Origin of the sequence: Streptomyces avermitilis MA-4680 = NBRC 14893, assembly GCF_000009765.2 — a bacterium.
Classification (GTDB): Bacteria; Actinomycetota; Actinomycetes; order Streptomycetales; family Streptomycetaceae; genus Streptomyces; species Streptomyces avermitilis.
Genome location: NC_003155.5, coordinates 7,310,337 through 7,332,996, shown reverse-complemented (window position 1 = coordinate 7,332,996; position 22,660 = coordinate 7,310,337). Strand labels below are relative to the sequence as shown.

The following is a 22,660-nucleotide window of genomic DNA, read 5'->3' as shown; positions in this document are numbered from 1 at the left end:
TCCCTTACTGAGGCAAACGGCACGGGCTAGGCTGGCCAACGTAAAGCACTCGCGGGAGCCCGGACGCACCGGGCTGAGAGGGAGGCTGGGACGGCCTCCGACCGTACGAACCTGATCCGGGTCATGCCGGCGAAGGGAGGGGCTGGACGCCCATGTCGCCTACACATACCTCCGACGTCCTCGTCGTGGGGGGCGGAATCATCGGTCTGGTGACCGCCTGGCGCGCCGCGCAGCGCGGGTTCGCCACGGCTGTGGTGGACCCCGACCCCGGTGGCGGGGCCGCCCAGGTGGCCGCCGGGATGCTCGCTGCGGTCACCGAGCTGCACTACGGCGAGCAGACCCTGCTGGGGCTCAACCTTGCCTCCGCGCGCCGCTATCCGGACTTCGCCGCCGAGCTCACCGAGGCGACCGGGCACGATCTCGGCTACCGCCGGTGCGGCACGCTCGCCGTCGCGCTCGACGCCGACGACCGTGCCCAGCTGCGCGAACTGCATGCCCTGCAACGCCGGTCGGGGCTCGAGTCGGAGTGGCTGAACGGCCGCGAGTGCCGCCGTCTCGAGCCGATGCTCGCGCCCGGCGTACGCGGGGGGCTCAGAGTCGACGGCGATCACCAGATCGATCCGCGCCGGCTCGCCAAGGCGCTGGTGGTGGCCTGCGAGCGCGCCGGGGTGGTCTTCCACCGGGTGTGGGCCGAGCGCCTGTTCCTGGTGCGGGGCCGGGCCGCCGGGGTCGTGACCAGGGACGGCGCCGAGCTGGCCGCGGGCCAGATCGTGCTCGCCGGGGGCAGCCTCAGCGGGCAGCTCGCGGGCGTCCCCGACGACGTACTGCCGCCCGTCCGCCCGGTGAAGGGACAGGTGCTGCGGCTGACCGTGCCGAAGCGGTACGCACCGTTCCTGAGCCGTACCGTGCGCGCCGTCGTCCGCGGCAGCCAGATCTATCTGGTGCCGCGCGAGAGTGGCGAGCTGGTCGTCGGCGCGACCAGTGAGGAGCTGGGCTGGGACACCACGGTGACCGCGGGCGGGGTGTACGAGCTGCTGCGCGACGCGCACGAGCTGGTGCCGGGGATCACCGAACTGCCGCTCACCGAGACCCGCGCGGGACTGCGCCCCGGCTCGCCGGACAACGCGCCGCTGCTCGGCCCCACCGAGCTGGACGGGCTGCTGCTGGCCACCGGCCACTTCCGCAACGGCGTCCTGCTCACCCCCGTCACCGGAGACGCCATGGCGCATGTCCTGACCACCGGCGAGCTTCCCGACGAGGCCCGCCCCTTCACCCCCAGGCGTTTCAGCACCGCCGTACTCACGGAGCAGTCCGCATGAACATCTCGGTCAACGGCGAGCGCCGGCGGATCGCGCCGGGCACCGCGCTCGACACCCTCGTGAAGACACTCACCGCGGCTCCCTCCGGCGTGGCCGCCGCCCTCAACGAAACCGTCGTCCCGCGCGCGCAGTGGTCCTCCACGGCCCTCTCCGAGGGGGACCGCGTCGAAGTCCTCACCGCCGTGCAAGGAGGCTGAACCATGGCTGACGATCCCTTCGTCCTCGGCGATACGCCGTTCTCGTCCCGGCTGATCATGGGGACGGGCGGGGCGCCCAGCCTCGACATCCTGGAGCGGGCGCTCGTGGCGTCCGGCACGGAGTTGACGACGGTCGCGATGCGGCGCGTCGACGCGGGCGTCCACGGCTCCGTGCTGTCCGTGCTCGACCGGCTCGGCATCCGGGTGCTGCCCAACACGGCCGGCTGTTTCACCGCGGGCGAGGCCGTGCTGACCGCGCGCCTGGCCCGCGAGGCGCTCGGCACCGACCTGATCAAGCTGGAGGTCATCGCCGACGAGCGCACCCTGCTGCCCGATCCGATCGAGCTGCTCGACGCCGCCGAGACCCTGGTCGACGACGGCTTCACCGTGCTGCCGTACACCAACGACGACCCCGTCCTCGCGCGCAAGCTGGAGGACGTCGGCTGCGCGGCGGTCATGCCGCTCGGCTCGCCCATCGGCTCCGGGCTCGGCATCCGCAACCCGCACAACTTCCAGCTGATCGTGGAGCACGCGCGCGTGCCGGTGATCCTGGACGCGGGGGCGGGTACGGCGTCGGACGTGGCGCTGGCGATGGAGCTGGGCTGCGCGGGTGTGATGCTCGCCTCGGCCGTGACGCGGGCGCAGGAACCGGTGCTGATGGCCGAGGGCATGCGGCACGCGGTGGACGCGGGCCGGCTCGCGTACCGCGCGGGACGCATCCCACGCCGCCATTTCGCCGAGGCGTCGTCCCCGCCGGAGGGGCGCGCACACCTGGATCCCGAGCGCCCCGCGTTCTAGTCGCGCAACAGTCACAGCTCTGCTGCATTCCGTCCCCGGATCAAGCGGACCGGGTGGGTGTGACAGTGGCGGCTCGTAGACTCACCTGCGTGGATACGACCCTTCAGGACCCCCTCCTCGGGCAGGTGCTCGACGGCCGCTACCGCGTCGACGCTCGGATCGCGGTCGGTGGGATGGCCACGGTCTACCGGGCCGTGGACACCCGCCTGGACCGTGTGCTCGCCCTCAAGGTGATGCATCCGACACTGGCCGCCGACGGCTCGTTCGTCGAGCGTTTCATCCGCGAGGCCAAGTCGGTGGCGCGGCTCGCGCACCCCAATGTGGTGCAGGTCTTCGACCAGGGCGCGGACGGGTCGTACGTCTATCTCGCCATGGAGTACGTGGCCGGCTGCACCCTGCGCGATGTGCTGCGCGACCGGGGGGCGCTGCAGCCGCGGGCCGCGCTCGACATCCTGGAGCCGGTGCTCGCCGCGCTCGGCGCCGCGCACCGCGCCGGGTTCGTGCACCGCGACATGAAGCCGGAGAACGTCCTGATAGGGGACGACGGCCGGGTCAAGGTGGCCGACTTCGGGCTCGTACGGGCTGTGGACACCGTCACGAACACCACGGGCTCCGTGCTCGGCACCGTGTCGTATCTCGCGCCGGAGCAGATAGAGCACGGCACGGCGGACACCCGCGTCGACGTGTACGCGTGCGGTGTCGTCCTCTACGAGATGCTCACGGGCGGCAAGCCGCACGCCGGGGACTCCCCGGCCCAGATCCTCTACCAGCATCTGCACGAGGACGTGCCGCCGCCGTCGGCCGCCGTGCCGGGGCTCCCCGCGACGCTGGACGAGCTGGTCTCCTCGGCGGCCGCCCGCAACCCCGGGCTGCGCCCGCCCGACGCGGTGGCGCTGCTCGCCCAGGTCCTGGAGGCACGGGCGGCGCTCAGCACCGAGCAGCTCGACGCCGTACCGCCGCAGGCCATAGCCACGCAGCACGGCGGCGCCGAGGACCGTACGAGTGTGATTCCGCGTTCGCTGACGGTGCCGCGGCCGCTGCCCGTCAACGAGGACGAGCAGATCAACCGGACGAGCCGGTTCGAGTCCCCGCCCGTTTCTCCGCGGCGGCGCTCCGGGCGCCCCCGGCGCGGGCCGCTCGTGATCGTCGCGGCCGTGCTGCTGGTGCTCGGCCTGGGAGCGGGCGTCTGGTACATCAACTCCGGCCAGTTCACCAAGGTCCCGCCGGTGCTCGCGAAGACGCAGGTCGAGGCCACGGCGCAGCTGGAGAAGGCCGGGCTCGACGTCAAGCAGGTCAGACACGACTACAGCGACACGGTGAAGCGCGGCACGGTCATCAGGAGCGACCCGAAGCCGGGCGCCCGGATCCGGGACAACGACTCCGTGACGCTGACCATTTCCGACGGCCCGAGGACCGTGAAGGTGCCCGATCTCGCGGGCCTCCCGCTGAGCAAGGCCAGGGCGGAGCTCAAGGCGGACGGCCTGGCTCCGGGCATGGTCTCGCGCGCCGTCAGCGACGACGTCCCCAAGGGCTCCGTGATCAGCACGGACCCGGCCGCGGGCACCGAGCGGCGCGGGGGTTCGGCCATCGCGTTCACCGTCAGCAAGGGCAGTCCGGTGGAGGTGCCCGAGGTCACGGGCGAGTCCGTGGACGACGCCACCGCGGACCTGGAGGACGCCGGCCTCAAGGTGCGGATCTCCTCGCAGCGGGTCACGTCGGCGGAGTTCGAGAAGGGCCAGGTCGTGGAGCAGTCGCCGGGCGCGGACGACGACAAGGTCGCCGAGGGCGACACGGTGACGCTCACGATCTCCAAGGGACCGGAGATGGTCGAGGTCCCGGACGTCGTCGGCGACAGCGTCGCCGACGCCCAGCAGACGCTGGAGGACGCCGGCTTCGAGGTCGACAAGGACCGGGGTCTGCTCGGGTTCTTCGGGGACGAGGTCAAGGACCAGTCGGTGGAGGGCGGCGAGAAGGCGCCCAAGGGGTCGACGATCACGATCAAGATCCGCTAGCGCGGAGCCGGCAAGAGCCGCCGACCGGGCGCCCGGGACCGCGTGACACCCTGATGGGGTGAACAATCAGCAGTCCCGCGGCGCCCTCGGCACGTCCGGCGCCACCCCCGACCTGCCCGACGCCACCCCCGGTCTCTCCCGCAACCCCGTCGGCGGCCACGTCCCGGTGGCCGGTGGCCTCCACTCCGTCGGTCTGGCCTACGCCCGCGACCTCGCGGCCGAGGCCGTGCAGGTCTTCGTCGCCAACCCGCGCGGCTGGGCGACGCCCGCCGGCAATCCGCGGCAGGACGAGGAGTTCCGCGCGGCCTGTGCCGCCGAGTCGATCCCCGCGTACGTCCATGCCCCGTATCTGATCAACTTCGGCTCGCACACCGAGGCGACCGTGGAGAAGTCCGTGGAGTCGCTGCGGCACTCGCTGCGCAGGGGGCGCGAGATCGGCGCCCTGGGCGTGGTGGTGCACACCGGGAGCGCCACCGGCGGACGGGAGCGGTCCGTCGCCCTCGCCCAGGTGCGGGAGCATCTGCTGCCCCTGCTCGACGAGCTGACCCACGACGACGACCCGTATCTGCTCCTGGAGTCGACCGCGGGTCAGGGCGCCTCCCTGTGCTCCCGGACCTGGGACTTCGGGCCGTACTTCGAGGCGCTGGACGCCCACCCGAAGCTGGGCGTGTGCCTGGACACGTGTCACATCTTCGCGGCGGGCCATGACCTCACCGGGCCGAGCGGGATGCACCAGACGCTCGATCTGCTGGTCGACACGGTCGGCGAGGGGCGTCTCAAGCTGATCCACGCCAACGACTCCAAGGACGTCGTCGGCGCGCACAAGGACCGCCACGAGAACATCGGCTCCGGCCACATAGGCGAGGACCCGTTCCGCGCTCTGATGACCCACCCGGCCACCGAGGGCGTCCCTCTGATCATCGAGACGCCCGGCGGAAAGGAGGGCCACGCGGCGGACGTGGAGCAGCTCAAGAAGCTCCGCGACGGCTGACACCGCCGAGGAACACAGGCGCGGTCGAGGAACACAGGAGCCAGACGCATGGGAATACCCCTGGGGGGTATGACGTTGCCCATCGGTACAGGCACCACCACTCACTCGACGTCGGGGGCTTTCATGCGGCACGACGCACACGCCGGACACCACGGACACGCCGAGCCCGTCGGCCACGAGGCGCACCCGCCCGCCCACAGCCCCGGGAAGGTCGGCTGGGCCATGGCCGCCCAGGCCACGCTCCACTGCCTCACCGGCTGCGCCATCGGCGAGGTGCTCGGCATGGTGGTCGGCACCGCGCTCGGCTGGGGCAACGTGCCGACGACGATCCTGGCGATCGTGCTCGCCTTCTTCTTCGGCTACTCGCTCACGTTGCGCGGAGTGCTGAAGGCCGGTGTCGGCTTCCGGACCGCCTTGCGGGTCGCGCTCGCCGCGGACACCCTGTCCATCGCCGTGATGGAGCTGATCGACAACGGCGTGATCGCGCTCTGGCCGGCCGCGATGGACGCCCACCTCGACGACGTGCTGTTCTGGGGCTCACTGGCCCTCTCGCTGGTCGCCGCGTTCGTGATCACCGTGCCCGTCAACCGATGGATGATCGGCCGCGGCAAGGGCCACGCGGTGGTGCACCAGTACCACCACTGACCCGCCCGCAGGGGGCCGGGACCCGGGGTCAGAGCTCGGGGCCTTCCCCGGGCTCTTCCTGGTAGGAGTAGCGCTGCTCCCGCCACGGGTCACCCACGTTGTGGTAGCCGCGCTCCTCCCAGAAACCGCGCCGGTCGGCCGTCATGTACTCCACGCCCCGGACCCACTTGGGCCCCTTCCAGGCGTACAGATGCGGTACGACGAGACGAAGCGGGAAGCCGTGCTCCGCCGTCAGCAGCTCGCCGTCCTTGTGGGTGGCGAAGATCGTGCGGTCGGAGGCGAAGTCCGCCAGCCGCAGGTTGGAACTGAACCCGTATTCGGCCCAGACCATGACGTGGGTGACGGTCGGGGCGGGCGGGGCGATCTCCAGGATCGTACGAGCCGGTATGCCACCCCATTCGGCACCGAGCATGCTGAACTTGGTCACGCAGTGCAGATCGGACACGACCGAGGCATACGGCAGAGCCGTGAACTCCTCGTGGGTCCAGCAGTGCTTCTCGCCGTCGGCGGTGGCTCCGAAGACCCTGAATTCCCAGCGCTCGGGACGGAACTTGGGTACGGGCCCGTAGTGCGTGACCGGCCAGCCGCGCTGCAGTCGCTGGCCCGGCGGAAGCTCCGACTGTGCGGCTTCTCCAGATTCTCGCTCCACCGGCTGACCCATGACTCCATCCTGACAGACCTCGACCGGTACACATGACCAGCCCCGTTCCGATTCGGGCAACTCCTACTAAGCGTGTACTTACTGGACGCCTTACGGTGCCGGTGCAAGGATGCGGCGCAATCTGCCCAGTCACCCGCCTGGAAGGAGCCTCTGCGATGCAGGGCGACCCCGAGGTCATCGAATTCCTCAACGAGCAGCTGACCGCCGAGCTGACCGCGATCAACCAGTACTTCCTGCACGCGAAGATGCAGGAGAACTTCGGCTGGACGAAGCTCGCCCAGTACACGCGGCGCGAGTCGTTCGACGAGATGAAGCACGCGGAAGTGCTCACCGATCGCATCCTCTTCCTGGACGGCCTGCCGAACTACCAGCGACTGTTCCACGTCCGGGTCGGACAGACGGTCACCGAGATGTTCCAGGCGGACCGGCAGATCGAGGTCGAGGCGATCGACCGGCTCAGGCGCGGGGTCGAGGTGATGCGCGCCAAGGGGGACATCACGTCCGCGAACATCTTCGAGTCGATCCTCGAGGACGAGGAGCACCACATCGACTACCTGGACACCCAGCTGGAGCTGGTGGAAAAGCTCGGCGAAGCGCTCTACATCGCCCAGGTGATCGAGCAGCCGGAGAGCTAGGCGGCCCCGGCCGGACCGAGGCGCCGCAGGCAACCGGAGAGCTAGGCGGCCTCGTCCAGTACCTCGACCCGCTCGTCCGCCTTCTCGGCCCGGGCGAACAGCGGCTGCGCCCGGTCCGCCGGCTCGCGGCGCGGACACGCACCCCGTCCCAGGATCTCCTGGATACGACGCACACAGCCGCCGCAGTCCGTGCCCGCCTTGCAGGCCGAGGCTATCTGCCGGGGGGTGCAGGCACCGCCGTCCGCGTGCTTCTTCACCTGCGCTTCGGTCACTCCGAAACAGCTGCAGACGTACACGCGGTTCACCTCCCGGCGGGATCTCTGGGTCGTGCCGTCCCGACTTGATCGGTGAGGCTAACCTAACCTTACCTGCCCTGTGGGACGCGGAAAAGTGCGAGGGGGCGCGGATCGTATGTGATCCGCGCCCCACTCCACACGCCCGTGACAGGCGAATCCGCTGGTCGGCGGCTACTGATGGGCGGCTACTGGTCCCGGTACATCTCGGCGACCAGGAACGCCAGGTCGAGCGACTGGCTGCGGTTCAGCCGCGGGTCGCAGGCCGTCTCGTAGCGCTGGTGCAGATCGTCGACGAAGATCTCGTCGCCGCCGCCCACGCACTCGGTGACATCGTCACCGGTGAGCTCGACGTGGATGCCGCCCGGGTGGGTGCCCAGGCCCTTGTGGACCTCGAAGAAGCCCTTGACCTCGTCGAGCACGTCGTCGAAGCGGCGGGTCTTGTGACCCGAGGCCGCCTCGAAGGTGTTGCCGTGCATCGGGTCGGTCACCCAGGCCACGGTCGCACCGGAGGCGGTGACCTTCTCGACCAGCTCGGGCAGCTTGTCGCGGACCTTGTCCGCGCCCATGCGCACGATGAAGGTGAGCCGGCCCGGCTCGCGGTCCGGGTCGAGGCGCTCGATGTACTGGAGCGCGTCCTCGGCCGTCGTCGTCGGACCCAGCTTGATGCCGATCGGGTTGCGGATCTTCGAGGCGAACTCGATGTGCGCGCCGTCCAGCTGCCGGGTGCGCTCACCGATCCACACCATGTGGCCCGAGACGTCGTACAGCTTGCCCGTGCGCGAGTCCACGCGGGTCAGCGCCGACTCGTAGTCGAGGAGCAGCGCCTCGTGGGAGGCGTAGAACTCGACGGTCTTGAACTCCTCCGGGTCGGTGCCGCAGGCCCGCATGAAGTTCAGCGCGTTGTCGATCTCGCGCGCCAGCTGCTCGTAGCGCTGGCCGGACGGCGACGACTTCACGAAGTCCTGGTTCCAGGCGTGCACCTGGCGCAGGTCGGCGTAGCCGCCGGTGGTGAAGGCGCGCACCAGGTTGAGCGTCGAGGCGGAGGCGTTGTACATCCGCTTCAGGCGCTCGGGGTCCGGGATGCGGGCCTTCTCGTTGAAGTCGAAGCCGTTGACCGAGTCACCGCGGTACGTCGGCAGGGTCACGCCGTCGCGGGTCTCGGTCCCCTTGGAGCGGGGCTTCGAGTACTGGCCGGCGATGCGGCCGACCTTCACGACCGGCACCGAGGCGGCGTACGTGAGCACGGCGCCCATCTGGAGCAGGGTCTTGAGCTTGTTGCGGATGTGGTCGGCGGACACGCCGTCGAAGGCCTCGGCGCAGTCGCCGCCCTGGAGGAGGAACGCCTCTCCCTTGGCGACGGACGCCAACCGGGCGCGCAGCTGGTCGCACTCGCCCGCGAAGACGAGCGGCGGATACGACTCGAGGTCCGCGATCACATCGCGCAGAGCCTCGGCATCGGGGTACTCGGGCTGCTGCGCCGCGGGCAGGTCTCGCCAGGTGTTGCCAGCGCTCGCGCTGGACTTAGCGTTCACGGTCACCCCCCCAACATTACGGGGTCGTGTCGGGCACCCCTTCACCTGCTCATCAATTGAGACGGACCGCGCTCGATCGACGACCGTTTCCCGGTCCCGGAGCCCACGTCGAGCTTGTTGCGGTCGATGCTGATCTTCACGCCGCCGTGGGTCTCGGTGCGGTTGCCCGCGTACTGGTGGATGCGCTGGTGATCGGCCCACAGATCGGCGGGGAGGACCGGGTCGGTGGTGGTCGCCTCGTCGTTCCAGTGGGCGAAGTGGATCACGTCGGGCAGCGTCCTGTCGTCGGCGTGCTTCACCAGGTCGGTGATGAGCGACGAGACACTGCCGTACGCGCCGGAGCGGTAGCCCAGCTCGTGCAGGCGCGTGGTCCAGGATTCGAGGTAGGTGAGCACCCGGGTGGTCACGGCGGTCCCGCCCGCGTAGTGCTCCAGGTCGTTGTAGATCACCGACCCGGGGCCGAACCCGACAGCGGCCGCCTGCCGCACCGCGTCGTCCGCGGCGTCCTTGCCCTGCGGCTCCGGGTCGGTGATCGAGGCGCAGCCGCCCAGGCAGCTGCCGCCGTCGGCCGAGGGCTGCCGGCCGACGTACAGCGGGAAGAACCGCCAGCCGTTCGCGTACTGGGTCTGCACCCATTTGGCGGTGAGCTTCGGCTGGGCGCAGGCACGGTTGACGCCGCCGACGTAGACGCCGATGGCGCCGTACCCGGACGTGCCCTTCCAGGCGTCCATGGAGGCCTGGCTCGGGGCGGTGCAGGCGTCGAAGCCCTTGCCCTTGAAGGTTGTGGCGTCGTCGGGGACGGCCGGCGCGGCCGGCACCTCGGCGCCCGACTCGGCCCGTGCGGAGGCGACGGGCAGGCCGGCACCCCGGAGGATCTCCTGGATCTGCTCACGGTCCTGTCCGTACGCGGCGGTCACCGCGATCTGGTCCGCGACGGCCCGGTAGGTGCCCGCCGTGCGGTTCTCGGTCACCTCGGCCGTGGCCGCCTCGGCCGGCTGCACCAGCAGTGCCTCGGTGCGCCCCTTCGCCCGCGCCGGGCAGTCCTGCCGGTCGCCCGGGGTGCCGAGATAGACGGCGTGCTGGTCGAAGCGGACGCAGGCCCCCGGGTCCTTGTCGAGGTCGATGACGTCCCAGCCGGCGGGGACGGCGAACTCGTAGCCCCGGTAGGTCACGCGGATGGTGTCGTCGGAAGACCGCGGGGCGGCCTGGGCGGCGCCCAGCGTGCCCGCGCCGAGCGCCGTGGCGGCGACCAGCGCCGTGAGCGGCCGTGCGGCGCGCCGTCGTCGTGGAGTCCAGGTCGTGTACACGTCGGTCCGAACCTCCGATAGCCCGATGATGTGCCCTCCTTCCACCCGGGAGGCCGGCGCGAAACCGCCTGTGTAGGCCGTGTGGGGGTGCCGCTCGGAGCTGTCCGCGACGGATGCCGGACCGGACGACCGGATCGGACGGCCGCACCGGACGACCGGCGGGCGGCCGAATCGGGTAAGGTGCCTGGCATGTTCGCGCACTCGATCCAGAACTGGTGGTGGACCGCTCATCCGGCGGCCCACTGACTGCGCGTACGCAAGACTTCGCGAAGGCCGCCCGAGGGGCGGCCTTTCGTGTTTCCGGACCCGGGCCGTTCCTCTCCACAAGGTTCCGAATGATCACGAATGATCACGAGGGAAGAGGAACGATGGATCTGACCCGACTCCTGCACGAGGACCGCCCGTTCGCCCTGCTGCGCCGCCGCACGCCGGGGCGCTCCACCGAGGACAGCGCGACGGTGGAGGTGCTGCTCGGCCCCGTCGCCACCTACGAGCGTCTCGCCGACCTCCCCGACGAGGGCCTCGCGCTCATTCCCTTCCGCCAGATCCGCGAGCGCGGCTTCGACGTCCGCGACGACGGCACCCCGCTGCTGGTGCTGACGCCCGAGGAGAGCCACGAAATCCCGCTGGAGCAGGCGCTGTCCCAGTTGCCCACGCATGACGTGCGGGTCGAGGACGGCGGCTTCGACGTCGCCGACGACGAGTACGCGGAGATCGTCGGGCGGGTGCTGCGCGAGGAGATCGGACGCGGCGAGGGCGCGAACTTCGTGATCCGGCGTACGTACGAGGGCGAGATCCCGGGATTCGGAAGGGCCGACGTGCTCGCGCTGTTCCGGCGGCTGCTGGTCGGCGAGCAGGGCGCGTACTGGACCTTCGTCGTGCACACCGGAACGGGGAAGGGGCCCGCAGGGTCTTCCCCGGAAGGGCGGGAGACGGGTGGGCGCACGCTGGTCGGGGCGAGCCCCGAGGTGCATGTGCGGATGTCCGGCGGGACGGTCGTGATGAACCCGATCAGCGGGACGTACCGCTATCCCGCCGAGGGGCCGACGCCCGAGGACCTCCTGGACTTCCTCGCGGACGGCAAGGAGATCGAGGAGCTCTCGATGGTCGTCGACGAGGAGCTCAAGATGATGTGCACGGTCGGCGACATGGGCGGGGTGGTCGTCGGGCCCCGGCTGAAGGAGATGGCCCATCTGGCGCACACCGAGTACGAGTTGCGGGGCCGTTCGTCGCTGGATGTGCGGGACGTCCTGCGCGAGACCATGTTCGCGGCCACCGTCACCGGGTCGCCGGTACAGAACGCCTGCCGGGTCATCGAGCGGTACGAGCCCCTCGGGCGGGACGGTGTCGGGCGCGGGTACTACGCGGGCGCGCTGGCGCTGATCGGCCGGGACGCGGGCGGGGCGCAGACCCTCGACTCCCCCATCCTCATCCGGACCGCCGACATCGACGCGGACGGCCGGCTGCGGGTGCCGGTGGGCGCCACGCTCGTACGGGGGTCGGATCCGGCGGGCGAGGTCGCCGAGACGCACGCGAAGGCGGCCGGGGTGCTGGCGGCCCTCGGGGTCCGTCCGGCCCGGCCGCGGCAGGAGGGCGTACGGCCGAGGCTGGCCGACGATCCGCGGGTGCGGGCGGCGCTCGACGGACGGCGGGCCTCGCTCGCGCCGTTCTGGCTGCGGATGCAGGAGCGGACGGACGCGCTCACCGGGCACGCGCTCGTCGTGGACGCCGAGGACACCTTCACGGCGATGCTGGCGCATGTGCTGCGCTCGAGCGGGCTGGAGGTGACCGTGCGGCGCTACGACGAGCCGGGGCTGCGAAAGGCGGTGCTCGCGCACGAGGGGCCGCTGGTTCTGGGGCCAGGACCCGGCGATCCGAACGACCCGGCCGACCCCAAGATGCGGTTCCTGCGCGCGCTCACCGCCGAGGTGCTCCGCGGTCACCGCCACGGGGTGCTCGGCGTCTGCCTCGGCCATGAGCTGATCGCGGCCGAGCTGGGCCTGGAGATCGTGCGCAAGGAGGTCCCGTATCAGGGTGCGCAGACCGGGATCGACCTGTTCGGGCGTACCGAGACCGTCGGCTTCTACAACAGCTTCGTGGCGCACTGCGACGACGAGACGGCGCTGGAGCTGGCGGCCCATGACGTGGAGGTCAGCCGCAGCGGCACGGGGGAGGTGCACGCGATGCGCGGACCCGGCTTCGCGGGCATCCAGTTCCACCCGGAGTCGGTGCTGTCGGTCAACGGCACCGCGGTCGTACGGGACCTGCTGGATCAGCTCCGCGGTGCCGACACGTTCTTCGAGCGGCGGCCCGCGGTGTAGTCGGGCGTGGTCGGGCAAGGGCTTCTCGCCGGACCGCACGGTGGTGACCGCCGGACAAAGGAGGGTCACCACCGTGACACCGGCCGGCCTCGGTCAGCCGAAGAAGACCCCGACCTCCTCGTACAGCTTCGGATCGACCGTCTTCAGCTTCGCCGTGGCCTCCGCGATCGGGACACGGACGATGTCCGTGCCGCGCAGGGCGACCATCTTGCCGAAGTCGCCGTCGCGGACGGCCTCGATGGCGTGCAGGCCGAAGCGGGTGGCGAGCCAGCGGTCGAACGCGCTCGGCGTGCCGCCGCGCTGCACATGCCCGAGGACCGTGGTGCGGGCCTCCTTGCCGGTGCGCTTCTCGATCTCCTTGGCCAGCCACTCGCCGACCCCGGAGAGGCGCACGTGGCCGAAGGAGTCGAGGGACTCGTCCTTGAGGACCATCTGGCCGTCCTTGGGCATCGCGCCCTCGGCGACGACCACGATCGGCGCGTACGAGGCCTTGAACCGCGAGGTCACATAGGCGCACACCTGGTCGACGTCGAAGCGCTGCTCGGGGATGAGGATGACGTTGGCGCCGCCGGCCAGGCCCGAGTGGATGGCGATCCAGCCCGCGTGCCGGCCCATCACCTCGCAGACGAGGACGCGCATGTGGGACTCGGCGGTGGTGTGGAGGCGGTCGATGGCCTCGGTCGCGATGCCGACGGCCGTGTCGAAGCCGAACGTGTAGTCGGTGGCCGACAGGTCGTTGTCGATGGTCTTCGGGACGCCGACGACGGGCACGCCGTACTCGTCGGTGAGGCGTGCGGCGACGCCGAGCGTGTCCTCGCCGCCGATCGCGATGAGCGCGTCGACCTCCTGCTTGGCGAGGTTCTCCTTGATCCGGCGGATGCCGTCGTCGAGCTTGAGGGGGTTGGTGCGCGAGGAGCCGAGGATCGTGCCGCCGCGGGGCAGGATGCCGCGCACCGCGGGGATGTCGAGCCGTACGGCGTCGCCTTCGAGTGGTCCCCGCCAGCCGTCCCGGAAGCCGACGAAGTCGTAGCCGTACTCCTGCACGCCCTTACGGACGACGCCCCGGATGACGGCGTTGAGCCCGGGGCAGTCGCCGCCTCCGGTCAGTACTCCGACCCGCATGGAAATATCCCTTCGCCGCGGTTGCCTGGTGAAGGTCACGCTAATAGTGATCCAGGTCACTTCGGCATGGTGCGGAAGGTCAATTCCGGTGAATTGTCGGGTAGTTGATCAGCGGATATCACCCGAAGGTGAGTATCGGGCGGTTTACGCCTCGTCCAGGCCCCGCTCTATCGCGTACCGCACGAGCTCCACCCTGTTGTGCAGCTGGAGCTTGCCCAGGGTGTTCTGCACATGGTTCTGGACGGTGCGGTGCGAGATGACCAGGCGTTCGGCGATCTGCTTGTAGCTCAGGCCCTTGGCGACCAGCCGCAGCACCTCGGTCTCGCGGTCGGTGAGCTGCGGGGCCCTGGGCTCGCCGGCGCCGGTGGCCGGGGCGGGCTCGGAGGCCAGGCGGCGGTACTCGCCGAGGACCAGGCCCGCGAGTCCGGGCGTGAAGACGGGGTCGCCGACGGCCGTGCGGCGCACGGCGTCGGTCAGCTCCTCCGTGGACGCCGACTTGAGCAGATATCCCGTGGCGCCGGACTTCACCGCCTCCAGGACGTCGGCGTGCTCACCGCTGGCGGACAGGACGAGGACGCGCAGCGCCGGGTTGGCGCCGACCAGCTCCTTGCAGACCTGGACGCCCGGCTTGGCGGGCAGGTTCAGGTCCAGGACGAGGACGTCGGGCGCGGCGGCCCTCGCCCGGCGCACCGCCTGCTCGCCGTCGCCCGCCGTGGCGACCACGTCGAAGCCGGACTCGGCCAGGTCGCGGGCGACCGCGTCGCGCCACATCGGGTGGTCGTCGACCACCATGACCTTGATCGGGCCCTGCTGCTCGCTCATCCTCGCTCCGCCTTCCCCCGTGCAGCCTTCGGGTGCCCCGGGTCCTTCGGTACCTTCAGTTCGACCTCGGTGCCCTGGCCCGGGACCGAGATCAGCTCGGCCGTGCCGCCGATGTCGCGCAGCCTGCCACGGATCGACTGGGCCACGCCGAGCCGCCCCTCACCCTCGGCCTGGGCGAGCCGCCCCGCCGGGATGCCCGGGCCGTCGTCGCGCACCGTCACGATCACCGCGTCCGGCTCGTCCTCGACCAGGATCCAGGCGCGGGCGCTGTCCCCCGCGTGCTTGCGGACGTTGTCCAGGGCGGCGCCGACCGCCGCTGCCAGCTCCTTCGCGGCGGCGTGGGCCAGCCGCACCGGGGCGCCGGGCTCCGAGAAGGTGACCTTCGCGGTGGCGTACGGCACGAGGAGCGCGCGCAGATCGAGCGGGCCCTCCTCGTCGGGCTCCTCCACCGCGCGGACGACCGCGCCCTGGGACTCGTCCTCCGACACCCGCGACGCCGGCAGTAAACCGCCGGCGACCAGGGTGCGCAGGGCCACCTCCTGCTCGCCGGCCATCCGGCCCAGCTCCGCGGCCTCGCCGCCGAGCACGGCACCGCGGCGCTGCACCATCGCGAGGACCTGAAGAACACTGTCGTGGATGTCTCGGGCGAGCCGCTCCCGCTCGCGGGTCGCGGCCTCGATCTCCAGGGCGCGCGCGAGGGTGCGCTCGGAGGCGCGGGCGACTTCGACGACGTAGCCGATCGCGATGGAGGCGACCCACACGAGGATCACGTTGTGCACGGTGTCCCGGGCGGGGGCCTGGCGCTCGAAGACGTTGGCGACGGCGACCGCCGTCGAGGCGAAGGCCGCCCAGCGCCAGCCGCCCTTGACCGCGAACGCCAGGACGGACCCCGCGGTCCATATCGACGGCAGCGTCGGCCCGCCCGCGACGATCCGCTCGTGCGCGTCGGCGAGCGGCGTGAGGAGGATGCCGACGAGCGCGATGGTGAGGTCGGCGGCCAGGAACCGCTTGGTGCAGCTCGCCGCGTTCGCGACCTTGGGGAGGGTCGCCAGGGTCCAGCCGCACAGCACGGCGTAGTAGGCGACGGCGACCCACGGACGGTCGAACGTGCCGTACGCGGTCGCGAAGAGCCCGACGGCGTACAACATCGTGAGCACGCGGTATCCGGTCAGCGCACGCCACAGCGGCTGCTCGACCGACATACTCATGACTCTGACCCGCTTGGCCATGTCCCCCACCCCCACCCCTGACGGACGCGTCTAGGAGCCGGACCGTTCCTTCTCCAGGGCCTGCCGGGCCTCGAGTTCCTTCTGCGCCTGCTTTTCGGCGTCCTTCTGGGCCTGCTTCTCGGCCTTCGCCGCGTCCGCGATCTGCCGCTTCGCGGCCGTGGCGTACATGTCGACGTACTCCTGGCCGGAGAGCTTCATGATCTCGTAGATGACCTCGTCGGTCACCGCGCGCAGCACGAAGCGGTCGTGCTCCATGCCGCTGTAGCGGCCGAAGTCCAGCGGCTTGCCGATGCGGATGCCCGGGCGCATCAGCTTGGGCATCACCTTCCCGGGCGGCTGGATCTTCTCGGTGTCGATCATGGCGACCGGGATGACGGGCGCGCCGGTGGCGAGTGCCACGCGCGCGAGACCGCCGGGCTTGCCGCGGTACAGCCGGCCGTCGGGCGAGCGCGTGCCCTCCGGGTAGATACCGAACAGCTCACCCCGCTCGATGACTTCGATGCCGCTCTTGATGGCCGCCTCGCCCGCGCCGCGCGCGCCGGAGCGGTCCACCGGCAGCTGACCGACGCCCTTGAAGAAGGCGGCCGTCATACGCCCCTTGATGCCGGGAGTCGTGAAGTACTCGGCCTTCGCGATGAAGGTCACCTTGCGGTCGAGGACCGCGGGCAGGAAGAACGAGTCCGAGAACGACAGGTGATTGCTCGCCAGGATGGCGGGTCCCTCGGCGGGAATGTTCTCGAGGCCTTCCACCCAGGGCCTGAAGGCAAGCTTCAGTGGCCCCCCGATGGAAAACTTCATGGCGCCGTAGATCAACCGAATGCCTCCTGTGTCTGTCGATCAGACCCTATCCCGGGGCACCCTCAAAGGAGCCGACGACCCTGGTCGGTGTCAGTGCGGTCGCGTACGGTGAAGTACGCCTCGAAGCCTCGGGGCACGCTCGTCGTGCTTTTCGTGATCACCCCCCTCATGAACACCCACCTCATGAACAGGAGACCGAAGGTGCCGGTCCTTCCTGGAGCCGAGCCGTACCGCCACGAGGGCGGGGAGGTCGGCGTCCTCCTCTGCCACGGCTTCACCGGTTCCCCGCAGTCGCTGCGCCCCTGGGCGGAGTATCTCGCCGAGCGCGGTCTGACCGTGTCGCTGCCCCTGCTGCCCGGGCACGGCACGCGCTGGGAGGACATGCAGCTCACCGGCTGGCAGGACTGGTACGCGGAGCTGGACCGCGAGCTGCGCGCCCTGCGCGACCGCTGCACACAGGTGTTCGTCTTCGGTCTGTCCATGGGCGCCGCGCTGGCGATGCGGCTGGCCGCGAAGCACGGGGACGAGATCAGCGGCCTCGTGCTCGTCAACCCGGCGAACAAGGTGCACGGCCCGGCCGCGTACGCCCTTCCGGTGCTGCGGCACCTCGTCCCTTCCGTGAAGGGGATCATCAGCGACATCGCGAAGGAGGGCGGCGTCGAGATCGGCTACTCCCGCGTCCCGCTGCACGCGGCCCACTCCATGCGGAACCTCTACGCGCTGGTCGACGGCGAGCTGCCCCAGGTCACCCAGCCGATGCTGCTGCTGCACAGCCCGCAGGACCATGTGGTGCCGCCGGCCGACTCGGCGCGCATCCTCAGCCGGGTGTCGTCCACGGACGTGACGGAGAGCCTGCTGGAACAGAGCTACCACGTGGCGACGTTGGACCACGACGCGGACCGGATCTTCGAGGAGAGCTACGCCTTCCTCGGCAGGCTCGCACCCGCCGTCGGCAAGAAGTCCGGGGTGGGACACGTGGACCAGCAGGAAGGGACGGCCACCGGTGGCTGAGCACGACTCCGACCGCGAGCCGGAGGAGAAGGGCGTGCCGATCGACGAGGAGGCCGCGTGGGCGGCGATCGTCGCCGGGTACGGCGAGGAGCCGCCGGACCCGCCCGGCGCGAAGCCGTTCAAGTCGATAGAGGACCTGGCACTCCTCGATCCGGAGACCAACGACGGCGACGCGGGAGCCGGTTCGGGTGCGGACCCGGGATCAGAATCGGATGCGGACCCGGGATCGGACTCCGCCTCGGACGCCGGCTCCGGGTCCGGGTCCGCCGACAAGCCCTCGGCCGGTAAGCCGCTGGGCAGTTCGGTCGCCTTCGCGCCGGGCATCGGCGGCGGCCCGCGCGACTACGCGGCGCCGGACGCGTCCGAGGACGACTTCGACGAGGACGACGAGGGCCATTTCGTACCGCCGGAGCCGCCGCCGCTGCCCGCGGCCGACGCGACGGCGAAGTTCGCCTGGCTCGGGGTGGTGGGCGGGCCGATCCTGCTCCTGCTGGCGGTCCTTCTGGGCTGGGACATGACCTGGTGGCTCACCACGGTCGGCATCGGCGGCTTCCTCGGCGGCTTCGCCACGCTGGTGATGCGCATGCGCACGGGTGACGAGGACGACGAGGATCCGGGGCGGGGCGCGGTGGTCTGAGCCCGACCGGCCGAGGCCCGTCCGGAGCAATCCGGGCGGGCCTTTCGCATGCCCGCGGCCCGGGCTTCTCGCCCGCCCCCCGGCCCGGAACTCTCGCAGGCTCCCGGCACTCTCGCAGGCTCCCGGCCCGGAACTCTCGCACGCCCCGGCCCGGAACCTGCCCATGCCCCGGCCCGGATGGAACTCGATCGCGGCGACCGGCGAAAGAGAGGTGAACCACCTGACAGAACCCAAGCCTTCGAGGCGTTCACACGAACGAAAGGAGCCCCGATGACCGTCGGACCGGACGTCGTCGCCCGCGAGGAGCATCGCGAGGAGAGTGACGCCCGCGTGATCGAACGGTCCCGGGACGAGCCCGAGCTGTTCGCCGCCCTCTTCGACCGATACGCCGGCGCCGTGCACCGTTACGCGGCCCGGCGGCTCGGTCCCGAGGCGGCGGAGGATCTGACGGCGGAGACGTTCACCACGGCCTTCAGGCAACGTCACACGTACGACCTCGGCCGGGCCGACGCCCGCCCGTGGCTGTTCGGGATCGCGACCAACCTCGTGGCCCGGCACCGAAGAGCCGAGGCGCGCCGCTTCAAGGCGCTCGCCCGGGTCCCGCAGCCGGTCGAGCACGAGGAGCCGGTCGCGGACCGCGCGGTCGCCAGGGCCGGCGCCACAGGGGTGCGCCGGGAACTGGCGGCCGCGCTGTCCGGGCTCTCCGCCCGGCACCGTGACGTCGTGCTGCTGGTGGCCTGGGGCGGCCTCGACTACGAGGAGGCGGCCCAGGCCCTGGGCGTGCCCGTCGGCACCGTCAGATCACGGCTGCACCGGGCCCGCGGCAGACTGCGCGAAGCACTGGGTGGCACCGATCCGACGGCTTTCCGGGAGGCAGACGCCCATGCATGACTCGCCCGAACTCGACCAGCTGCGCGACTGGGACGCGGGGGCACCCCCGCTCGACGACGAGACCCGGCACCGGGTGCGCGTCCGTCTGTTCGCAGCGATGAACGACCCGGCTCCGGTCGTACGACGCCGCCGTCCCGTCGTGCGCATCGCCCTGACCGCCACCGTGGCCGCGGCGGTCGCCGCCACGGTCCTGGTGGCGGTACGCGACGACGACGGAGGTGCACGGCGCACCGCGACACCGCCCTCCAGCAGCTCCCCGGCGCTGCGGAACGTGAGCGCGCGGACCGTGCTGTACGGGGCGGCGGCGTTCTCGCGCGAGCACGAGACGGCGGTCGCTCCGCGCGACGACCAGTTCATCTACACCAAGGAGATCATCAAGGAGACCGAGCGGGAGACCGGAGCGAAGAAGACCTACGTCGACGAGACCTGGCGGTCCGTGGACGACACCAAGCCCTCATGGATCATGGAGATCGGCAAGGGCTGGTGGTCGGTGCCGTACAAGAAGCGGCCGGGCGACCACGTGGAGTCGGTGTCCATGTGGCCGCCGCAGGACTGGGACACGCTCAAGAGCCTGCCGACCGATCCGGCGAAGCTCATCCTGAAACTCAACTTCGGTGGCAGGACCCCGCACTCGATCGACGAAATCGGGGATCAGGAATGGTCGCAGATCCACTTCTCCCTCGTCGGGCTGCTCATGCTCGTGCCGGTGATGCCGGAGGACCTGCGGCCCGCGGCCTATGAGGCCCTGGCCATGGTGCCGGGGGTGAAGGCGGTGCCGAACCAGAAGGACGCCGCCGGACGGAGGGGTGTCGCGATCACCTTCGACGATCGGTTCTCGCACCGCTCCAACGCCGAGACCGGGGCCGGCAACTCCTTCATCTTCGACCCGGACACCTACGAATTCCTGGGCTTCCGTGACACCCGCACCTCGCACGGCAGGACCTACGACCAGTTCTCGTACCTCGACAGCTGGGCCGTGACCGACAAGGCCAAGCAGCGTCCCCAGGCCGGCTAGGACGCGGGCACTCTGAGGGCGGCCAGGACCGGCAGGTGGTCCGTGGCCGCCCTCAGGTCCGCCTCCGTGACCCCGGGGTGGCCGAGCGGCACCCCGCACGCCAGGACCTCGATGCCCGGGGTGGCGAGGATCGCGTCGATGCGCTGGTGGGGGTCGGCGGGCGTGGAGGTGTACTCGGCGCCCCAGGGGGCCGTCGCCCAGCAGTCCCGGAGCTCGGAGGCGAGGCGCTTGAAGGTGCGGCCGTCGGGGCGTTCGTTGAGGTCGCCGCCCGCGATCGCGTGCGGGGTACCGAGGCGGGCCAGGTGGTCAAGGAGCATGCCGCCCTGTTCGTACCGTTCGTTCTTCTGGAGCGAGAGGTGACAGCTCAGCACACCGAGGCGGGCCCGGCCGAAGCGGACGACGGCGGTGGCGAAGCCGCGCCGGTGCAGACCGGGGGTGAGCGGGAGCAGGACGTCCTCGGTGCGCTCGACCGTGGCCCGCAGCGAGCACAGCAGCGCGGGGCCCGCGGCCGTGGCACCGCCGGAGAGGACCACCTGGCCGCAGGCCGACGCCAGCGGCGCCAGCTTCTTGCGCCAGCGGAAGAACCGCGGCGCCTCCTGGACGAGCACCAGATCGGGTTCGCAGGCGCTGATCACCCGGGCGAGCGCGGCGGTGTCGTCGCGCATCGAGCGGATGTTGTAGCTGAGCACCCGGATGACGGCGGAACCGTCCGGTTCGGTGCGCGAGGGGGGCAGCGGACTGGCGGCAGGGCTGGTCGGCATGGCGATCAAGATACGCCGACGGCTGGGGCCGCGGCGGAAACCGCGGCGCCCGCCGTACCCCTCGCGGGGTGCGGCGGGCGCCGTCGTCACACACGTATGCGCGTTACATGATCGGGTCGGGCTCCCGGGCCAGGTCGGCGGCGCCGACCAGGCCCGCCTTGTTGCCGAGCTGGGCCGCGATGACGTCGGCCACCGGCCGCCAGTTGCCGCCGACCAGCCAGCGCTTGTACGACTTGCGGATCGGGTCGAGGACCAGCTCGCCCTCGTCGGACAGGCCGCCGCCGACGATGAAGGCGGACGGGTCGAAGAGGGAGGCCAGGTCGGCGAGGCCCGCGCCCGCCCAGCGGGCCAGCTCGCGGTAGGAGTCGACCGCGACCGGGTCGCCCTGGCGGGCGGCCACCGAGATGTGCTTGCCCTCGATGCCGTCCGGGGTGCCGTTGCCGAGCGCCAGCAGGACCTCCGCGTTCTCCGGGGTCGCGTTGGCGCGCTGCTTCGCGTACCGCACGAGGGCGCGCCCCGACGCGTACTGCTCCCAGCAGCCCTGCGAGCCGCAGCCGCACAGCAGGCCGTCCGGGACCATCCGGATGTGGCCGAACTCGGCGGCCACGCCGAAGTGGCCGCGGCGCAGCTTGTTGCCGATGATGATGCCGCCGCCGAGGCCCGTGCCCAGCGTGATGCAGATGACGTTGCGGTGGCCCTTGCCCGCGCCGAACTTGTACTCGCCCCAGGCCGCCGCGTTCGCGTCGTTCTCCACGACGACCGGCAGGCCCACGCGCGCCTCGACCTCGTCCTTCAACGGCTCCTGCCGCCAGTGGATGTTCGGCGCGAAGTAGACCGTGGAGCGCTGACGGTTGACGTAGCCCGCGGCACCGATGCCCACTCCGACGATCTCGTGCCCCGCGCGGGCACCCTCCACGGCAGCGGCGATCGCGTCCACGATGGCCTGCGGCGTGGTGGGGGTCGGCACCTTGAAGGTCGAGAGGATGTTGCCTTCCTCGTCGACCACGCCGGCCGCGATCTTCGTGCCGCCGATGTCGACGCCGATGGTGAGTCCCATGAATCCCTCAGTTTCGGTCGAGCCCCGCTACTGCCAACCGTACCCGAGGGGGCTGTCAGTCCAAGTCGATGTGTTCCCCCGGCCCCTGGTCCCCGCCCCGGTGGCGGGGGTCGTGGTCCCGGGCCGTCCAGCGCTTCTCCTGGGCCTCCACGGCGGAGCGGTAGGCGGCGAGCAGCTCGGAGCCGGCCGCGGCCAGATGGTCGAAGACGTCCGGATTGCGCTCGATGACGGGCTCGACGACGGCCTTGGCCTGTCGCACCACCTGGCTGACCATCTGCTGGGCCGTCCCGGAGGTGGCCGCGTCGATCAGCGGCGACTGGAGCCCGGACAGCTTCTCGGCGACGGCGTCGACGAGCTTGCGCAGTTCCTCGGCGGCCGAGCCGGGCTGTGCGCCGTACTGGGCGCGGCGGCGGGCCTTCTCGGCGGCGAGATCCTCGGCGCAGGCCTTGGCCCAGGCGTCGCCGTCGGCTGCGCTCCCGCGAGCGCTCGACTCCGCTCGGCCGGGGGGAACCCGCGTCTCGTCGGCCGCGTCCTCCTGAGCGGCGTCGGACGTGGGGCGCTCTTCGCTCATGGCGGACTCCTGCCTACGGTTCGTACCTCCGA

General features: G+C 71.2%; 24 protein-coding genes and 1 riboswitch. Of the genes, 13 read left to right on the top strand and 11 right to left on the bottom strand.

Going from position 1 to position 22,660, the window contains the following annotated elements:
• Nucleotides 1-41 precede the first annotated feature (41 nt).
• Nucleotides 42-155: riboswitch (TPP riboswitch) on the top strand.
• The 6 genes from thiO (at nucleotide 153) to SAVERM_RS31370 (ending at nucleotide 5,962) form a co-directional block, all read left to right on the top strand.
• Nucleotides 153-1,319 (top strand): glycine oxidase ThiO, encoded by a 1,167-nt coding sequence (gene thiO / locus SAVERM_RS31395; RefSeq protein ID WP_010987496.1) that lies wholly within the window; start codon nucleotides 153-155, stop codon nucleotides 1,317-1,319. (Overlaps the previous riboswitch by 3 nt.)
• Nucleotides 1,316-1,516: a sulfur carrier protein ThiS gene (gene thiS / locus SAVERM_RS31390; protein WP_010987495.1), complete on the top strand. Its 201-nt coding sequence runs from the start codon at nucleotides 1,316-1,318 to the stop codon at nucleotides 1,514-1,516. Before thiO ends, thiS begins: the two co-directional genes overlap by 4 nt.
• A gap of 3 nt (nucleotides 1,517-1,519) precedes the next feature.
• Nucleotides 1,520-2,314, top strand: coding sequence for a thiazole synthase (locus SAVERM_RS31385; RefSeq protein ID WP_010987494.1), 795 nt, complete (start codon nucleotides 1,520-1,522; stop codon nucleotides 2,312-2,314).
• Between the two features lie 89 nt (nucleotides 2,315-2,403).
• Nucleotides 2,404-4,326 carry a Stk1 family PASTA domain-containing Ser/Thr kinase gene (gene pknB, locus SAVERM_RS31380; protein WP_037646748.1) on the top strand — a complete coding sequence of 641 codons (1,923 nt, stop codon included), beginning with the start codon at nucleotides 2,404-2,406 and terminating at the stop codon, nucleotides 4,324-4,326.
• A gap of 58 nt (nucleotides 4,327-4,384) precedes the next feature.
• Entirely contained in the window at nucleotides 4,385-5,317 is a 933-nt protein-coding gene (locus SAVERM_RS31375) for a deoxyribonuclease IV (protein WP_010987492.1), read from the top strand.
• 123 nt (nucleotides 5,318-5,440) lie between these two features.
• Entirely contained in the window at nucleotides 5,441-5,962 is a 522-nt protein-coding gene (locus tag SAVERM_RS31370; protein ID WP_037646902.1) for a DUF4396 domain-containing protein, read from the top strand.
• Between the two features lie 28 nt (nucleotides 5,963-5,990).
• Here SAVERM_RS31370 and SAVERM_RS31365 read toward each other — a convergent pair whose 3' ends face one another.
• The gene (locus SAVERM_RS31365; RefSeq protein WP_010987490.1) at nucleotides 5,991-6,623 is read right to left on the bottom strand and encodes a sulfite oxidase-like oxidoreductase; all 633 of its coding nucleotides are present in this window, start codon (nucleotides 6,621-6,623) and stop codon (nucleotides 5,991-5,993) included.
• 155 nt (nucleotides 6,624-6,778) lie between these two features.
• Here SAVERM_RS31365 and bfr point away from each other — a divergent pair, with 155 nt between their 5' ends.
• Nucleotides 6,779-7,258, top strand: coding sequence for a bacterioferritin (gene bfr, locus SAVERM_RS31360; protein WP_010987489.1), 480 nt, complete (start codon nucleotides 6,779-6,781; stop codon nucleotides 7,256-7,258).
• Nucleotides 7,259-7,299: 41 nt separating this feature from the next.
• On the opposite strand, the gene SAVERM_RS31355 is transcribed toward bfr, so the two are convergent.
• From SAVERM_RS31355 to SAVERM_RS31345, 3 genes are all read right to left on the bottom strand, one after another.
• Nucleotides 7,300-7,563: a (2Fe-2S)-binding protein gene (locus tag SAVERM_RS31355; protein ID WP_010987488.1), complete on the bottom strand. Its 264-nt coding sequence runs from the start codon at nucleotides 7,561-7,563 to the stop codon at nucleotides 7,300-7,302.
• A 176-nt stretch (nucleotides 7,564-7,739) separates the two neighbouring features.
• The gene (locus SAVERM_RS31350) at nucleotides 7,740-9,092 is read right to left on the bottom strand and encodes a class II 3-deoxy-7-phosphoheptulonate synthase (protein ID WP_010987487.1); all 1,353 of its coding nucleotides are present in this window, start codon (nucleotides 9,090-9,092) and stop codon (nucleotides 7,740-7,742) included.
• A gap of 35 nt (nucleotides 9,093-9,127) precedes the next feature.
• Nucleotides 9,128-10,393 carry a glycoside hydrolase domain-containing protein gene (locus SAVERM_RS31345; protein WP_010987486.1) on the bottom strand — a complete coding sequence of 422 codons (1,266 nt, stop codon included), beginning with the start codon at nucleotides 10,391-10,393 and terminating at the stop codon, nucleotides 9,128-9,130.
• Between the two features lie 189 nt (nucleotides 10,394-10,582).
• Between SAVERM_RS31345 and SAVERM_RS45990 the strand changes: the two genes are divergently transcribed.
• Nucleotides 10,583-10,639 carry a trp operon leader peptide gene (locus tag SAVERM_RS45990; RefSeq protein ID WP_076973970.1) on the top strand — a complete coding sequence of 19 codons (57 nt, stop codon included), beginning with the start codon at nucleotides 10,583-10,585 and terminating at the stop codon, nucleotides 10,637-10,639.
• A 122-nt stretch (nucleotides 10,640-10,761) separates the two neighbouring features.
• Nucleotides 10,762-12,714 carry an anthranilate synthase family protein gene (locus tag SAVERM_RS31340; protein WP_042493787.1) on the top strand — a complete coding sequence of 651 codons (1,953 nt, stop codon included), beginning with the start codon at nucleotides 10,762-10,764 and terminating at the stop codon, nucleotides 12,712-12,714.
• A gap of 93 nt (nucleotides 12,715-12,807) precedes the next feature.
• Here the strand turns inward: SAVERM_RS31340 and SAVERM_RS31335 are convergent, their stop codons facing one another.
• From SAVERM_RS31335 to SAVERM_RS31320, 4 genes are all read right to left on the bottom strand, one after another.
• Nucleotides 12,808-13,836 (bottom strand): 6-phosphofructokinase, encoded by a 1,029-nt coding sequence (locus SAVERM_RS31335; RefSeq protein ID WP_010987484.1) that lies wholly within the window; start codon nucleotides 13,834-13,836, stop codon nucleotides 12,808-12,810.
• 144 nt (nucleotides 13,837-13,980) lie between these two features.
• Nucleotides 13,981-14,658: a response regulator gene (locus SAVERM_RS31330; RefSeq protein ID WP_037646742.1), complete on the bottom strand. Its 678-nt coding sequence runs from the start codon at nucleotides 14,656-14,658 to the stop codon at nucleotides 13,981-13,983.
• Complete coding sequence (gene macS / locus SAVERM_RS31325; protein WP_010987482.1) at nucleotides 14,655-15,887, bottom strand: MacS family sensor histidine kinase; 1,233 nt, start codon at nucleotides 15,885-15,887, stop codon at nucleotides 14,655-14,657. The genes SAVERM_RS31330 and macS overlap by 4 nt, the downstream gene beginning before the upstream one ends.
• Before the next feature lie 30 nt (nucleotides 15,888-15,917).
• Nucleotides 15,918-16,685, bottom strand: a complete 768-nt coding sequence (locus tag SAVERM_RS31320) for a lysophospholipid acyltransferase family protein (protein ID WP_037646900.1) — start codon at nucleotides 16,683-16,685, stop codon at nucleotides 15,918-15,920.
• Nucleotides 16,686-16,886: 201 nt separating this feature from the next.
• On the opposite strand from SAVERM_RS31320, the gene SAVERM_RS31315 reads away from it, so the two are divergent.
• From SAVERM_RS31315 to SAVERM_RS31300, 4 genes are all read left to right on the top strand, one after another.
• Nucleotides 16,887-17,696: an alpha/beta hydrolase gene (locus SAVERM_RS31315; protein ID WP_037646899.1), complete on the top strand. Its 810-nt coding sequence runs from the start codon at nucleotides 16,887-16,889 to the stop codon at nucleotides 17,694-17,696.
• The gene (locus SAVERM_RS31310) at nucleotides 17,689-18,333 is read left to right on the top strand and encodes a hypothetical protein (RefSeq protein ID WP_010987479.1); all 645 of its coding nucleotides are present in this window, start codon (nucleotides 17,689-17,691) and stop codon (nucleotides 18,331-18,333) included. The genes SAVERM_RS31315 and SAVERM_RS31310 overlap by 8 nt, the downstream gene beginning before the upstream one ends.
• Before the next feature lie 270 nt (nucleotides 18,334-18,603).
• The gene (locus SAVERM_RS31305; protein WP_010987478.1) at nucleotides 18,604-19,224 is read left to right on the top strand and encodes an RNA polymerase sigma factor; all 621 of its coding nucleotides are present in this window, start codon (nucleotides 18,604-18,606) and stop codon (nucleotides 19,222-19,224) included.
• Nucleotides 19,217-20,239, top strand: a complete 1,023-nt coding sequence (locus SAVERM_RS31300) for a CU044_5270 family protein (RefSeq protein WP_037646738.1) — start codon at nucleotides 19,217-19,219, stop codon at nucleotides 20,237-20,239. The genes SAVERM_RS31305 and SAVERM_RS31300 overlap by 8 nt, the downstream gene beginning before the upstream one ends.
• Here the strand turns inward: SAVERM_RS31300 and SAVERM_RS31295 are convergent.
• The 3 genes from SAVERM_RS31295 to SAVERM_RS31285 form a co-directional block, all read right to left on the bottom strand.
• The gene (locus tag SAVERM_RS31295) at nucleotides 20,236-21,000 is read right to left on the bottom strand and encodes an endonuclease/exonuclease/phosphatase family protein (RefSeq protein ID WP_037646735.1); all 765 of its coding nucleotides are present in this window, start codon (nucleotides 20,998-21,000) and stop codon (nucleotides 20,236-20,238) included. The two genes, SAVERM_RS31300 and SAVERM_RS31295, sit on opposite strands and share 4 nt — an antisense overlap.
• Before the next feature lie 103 nt (nucleotides 21,001-21,103).
• Entirely contained in the window at nucleotides 21,104-22,057 is a 954-nt protein-coding gene (locus SAVERM_RS31290) for an ROK family glucokinase (protein ID WP_010987475.1), read from the bottom strand.
• A gap of 55 nt (nucleotides 22,058-22,112) precedes the next feature.
• Nucleotides 22,113-22,628: a DUF5304 domain-containing protein gene (locus SAVERM_RS31285; RefSeq protein ID WP_010987474.1), complete on the bottom strand. Its 516-nt coding sequence runs from the start codon at nucleotides 22,626-22,628 to the stop codon at nucleotides 22,113-22,115.
• Nucleotides 22,629-22,660 lie beyond the last annotated feature (32 nt).

Coding starts and splice junctions, on each gene's coding strand:
- thiO (WP_010987496.1), top strand. CDS start 153: ATGTCGCCTACACATACCTCCGACGTCCTCGTCGTGGGGGGCGGAATC.
- thiS (WP_010987495.1), top strand. CDS start 1,316: ATGAACATCTCGGTCAACGGCGAGCGCCGGCGGATCGCGCCGGGCACC.
- SAVERM_RS31385 (WP_010987494.1), top strand. CDS start 1,520: ATGGCTGACGATCCCTTCGTCCTCGGCGATACGCCGTTCTCGTCCCGG.
- SAVERM_RS31370 (WP_037646902.1), top strand. CDS start 5,441: ATGCGGCACGACGCACACGCCGGACACCACGGACACGCCGAGCCCGTC.
- SAVERM_RS31365 (WP_010987490.1), bottom strand. CDS start 6,623: ATGGGTCAGCCGGTGGAGCGAGAATCTGGAGAAGCCGCACAGTCGGAG.
- bfr (WP_010987489.1), top strand. CDS start 6,779: ATGCAGGGCGACCCCGAGGTCATCGAATTCCTCAACGAGCAGCTGACC.
- SAVERM_RS31340 (WP_042493787.1), top strand. CDS start 10,762: ATGGATCTGACCCGACTCCTGCACGAGGACCGCCCGTTCGCCCTGCTG.
- SAVERM_RS31335 (WP_010987484.1), bottom strand. CDS start 13,836: ATGCGGGTCGGAGTACTGACCGGAGGCGGCGACTGCCCCGGGCTCAAC.
- SAVERM_RS31330 (WP_037646742.1), bottom strand. CDS start 14,658: ATGAGCGAGCAGCAGGGCCCGATCAAGGTCATGGTGGTCGACGACCAC.
- macS (WP_010987482.1), bottom strand. CDS start 15,887: ATGGCCAAGCGGGTCAGAGTCATGAGTATGTCGGTCGAGCAGCCGCTG.
- SAVERM_RS31320 (WP_037646900.1), bottom strand. CDS start 16,685: ATGAAGTTTTCCATCGGGGGGCCACTGAAGCTTGCCTTCAGGCCCTGG.
- SAVERM_RS31305 (WP_010987478.1), top strand. CDS start 18,604: ATGACCGTCGGACCGGACGTCGTCGCCCGCGAGGAGCATCGCGAGGAG.
- SAVERM_RS31300 (WP_037646738.1), top strand. CDS start 19,217: ATGCATGACTCGCCCGAACTCGACCAGCTGCGCGACTGGGACGCGGGG.
- SAVERM_RS31295 (WP_037646735.1), bottom strand. CDS start 21,000: ATGCCGACCAGCCCTGCCGCCAGTCCGCTGCCCCCCTCGCGCACCGAA.
- SAVERM_RS31290 (WP_010987475.1), bottom strand. CDS start 22,057: ATGGGACTCACCATCGGCGTCGACATCGGCGGCACGAAGATCGCGGCC.
- SAVERM_RS31285 (WP_010987474.1), bottom strand. CDS start 22,628: ATGAGCGAAGAGCGCCCCACGTCCGACGCCGCTCAGGAGGACGCGGCC.